The sequence below is a fragment of the Erwinia mallotivora genome, assembly GCF_000590885.1.
Classification (GTDB): domain Bacteria; phylum Pseudomonadota; class Gammaproteobacteria; order Enterobacterales; family Enterobacteriaceae; genus Erwinia; species Erwinia mallotivora.
In genome coordinates this window covers 1-2380 of record NZ_JFHN01000048.1, presented here as the reverse complement: position 1 = coordinate 2380, position 2380 = coordinate 1, and the positions used below count along the sequence as shown (strand labels likewise).

General features: G+C 55.4%; 3 protein-coding genes. All 3 read right to left on the bottom strand.

What is annotated here, in order from left to right:
- Positions 1–209: hypothetical protein (locus BG55_RS11055; RefSeq protein ID WP_152542746.1), on the bottom strand; the 209-nt coding region annotated here is incomplete at its 3' end.
- Positions 210–296: 87 nt separating this feature from the next.
- On the bottom strand, positions 297–707 hold the full coding sequence (locus tag BG55_RS11050) for a hypothetical protein (RefSeq protein WP_152542744.1): 411 nt from the start codon (positions 705–707) through the stop codon (positions 297–299).
- A gap of 10 nt (positions 708–717) precedes the next feature.
- A partial coding sequence (locus tag BG55_RS22275; protein WP_052018795.1) for a VENN motif pre-toxin domain-containing protein occupies positions 718–2380 on the bottom strand: 1663 nt, incomplete at its 5' end.

The following is a 2380-nucleotide window of genomic DNA, read 5'->3' as shown; positions in this document are numbered from 1 at the left end:
TTGCCGCTCTCCGGCCCGTTCCCTTTGCCGGTGGCGGTGATGCTCAGGTCTTTGCCCGCGTTCAGCGTTGAGCCGCTGACGGTGTCGCTGCGGTTCTGCACGCCAAGGATACCCGACCGCGCTTCGCCTGAGGTCAGCTGATGACATCGGGATGATACTGAAGGTGAAGGATTGGCCTGGCTGCCTGATACTGGCAGCGCAGGAGCCACAAACGGAACCGCCCGCAGAGGCGGCTGAGAAGTTACGATAACTAACTGGTTTATTGTATGAAATCCCAGCACTATGGCCCGGATTTTTCAGCAACTTAGCTTGTATGTATAAAACTTTTGTAATTCGTCCGTATCTCTTTCAAGAATGCCAATGTAATGTTGATAGGACCTAATTAACTCAAGGTAGCCACATATAGCATTAATTCCAAATGCTTCATGCAAATCACAATAACCTTCTGTTTTTTCGGCAATAACACACCCCCAACCAGCTGGCAATGTATCATCTAATACATCAAAAATGTTTGAAGGTGCCCACAAAGGTGTGCCCCCTTCGGGACAGAGCAATAAGTCAGTTCGAGTCGGATAAAACATGACACCATAGACTTTATACTCCATGCCTGTTTCTAATGGAGTAAACAGCGTTTCGTCAGTTTCCCCCATAACTCTTGCATTATCGGGTAAATTTTTTCCTGACGTTGAATTACATAGAACCAACATTTATTACAACCTATTTAAATTTAAAGTCATCTACCTGACCGGTGTTAGTATTACGGACGTAATGGATTTCAACGCCATTTATATTTTGCGCCATTTTGACCCAACCATCTTCCCGAGGCCATCTTTTATCTGTCATAGGAATCGGTAGCTGACGGCCAGCTTCAGGGTTTGACAAAGCTTGTTCGATTGCCAATTTTTCTTGCAAAGAATTAGCTTCTGTCCTGCCAGTTGAACCACGCCCTAATTGTGTTTCTGATGAGTATGCCAGATCATCTTTATTCTGCTCAGGGATCGGTGTAACCGTGGTATTCCCGCCTGTACCGGGTGCTCCATCCGTATTACCGGTGTTGCTGGCTCCCTGATCGCCAGACTGATCCGGCGTGATCAACGACGTCCCTTTGCTCTCATCCTGAACCGGATTGACCAGTTTCCCGCCGGTCAGATCGTCATTCACCGGGACGGTTTCTGTTTTGCTGCCAGTGCCGTCCGCGTGTTGCTGATTCTGTGCTTTCGCTATCGCGATCACAACACAGCTGGTATTTGCCAGGCAGGCCGCGTCCAGTCCCTTCTTGACAGCCTTCGTCAGAGCCAGTGCCGCCTGCTCATTTGCTCCGCCCTGGCCCGCTTCGGCCACTGCCGCCGCATCCAGCAGCGATTTGGCCTGCATCATCTGCAACATACCGAGGCTGGTCATATTATTGCTGATTTCGTTCTGGCCCGCCTGTGCACCGGCCACCACATCCGCTGTGCCGTCTCCGGCCAGACCGCCCGCCAGACCCGCCGCCAGGCTTCCCAGCGCGACCAGCGTCTGTTTCTGTTCTTCGCTCAGCTGGCTGACCGGCACGTCACCATACAGCGCGTTTTTGATGGCTTCACCCATCGCTGCTGTGGTGGCCGCGCCCGCCGCACCTGCTGCCGCAGAGTTACCCTGAGCGGCGGCGATAACGCCAGCTACTGCTGCATGAGCCATCACCCGGCTGGTTTCATCCGGTGCGTACTGCTTGATGACTTCTGCGATGTAAGGCGCTGAGGCTCCGGCTAATGCTGCTTTCAGGTCACCACCGGCCAGACCCTGCACCGCCGCCGTGGCGGCCTGGATACCCTGCTGGATGGCGCTGCCGGTTCCCCACTGCTGCTGGGCCGTTTTGTAGCCGGAGGTTTCCGTCAGGGCTTTGTTGTAGTTCGCCCAGTCTTCCTTCGTGGCGTTCTCACCCGGCTCTTTAATGCCTTTTGCTGCCAGCTCTGCTTTACCGGCGTTTGTCGCCCGTATCTGACCTTCCGTCCTTGCAATATCCCCTGCCTGCGCCCCCACCTCACCGATCAGCTGGGCCATTTGCAGCCGCTGCTGCTCTTTCTCTTTGTTAAAGATCGGGCTGATGCTGTCGTTCGCACCCGCCGCGTCGCGACTCAGCGTCGTCACGTCCTGCTGCTGACTGGCCCCGTCGCGCACCACTATCGTGCCGGCCGATACCGCCGACTGCGTCGTGCCCTCCGCATGTCCGCTGCCGCCCGCGCCCGCCAGCAGCGTGTTCGCCATGTTACCGGCAAACTGGCCGCCCATCGACGCGCCGCTGCTGACCCCGATCCCCTGATGCGCCGTTTTGTAATCCGCTTCGTTGCTGATGTCGCTGAAGCCCAGCGTGCCGGTGTCGAGTGTATTCTTCTCCGCGTCC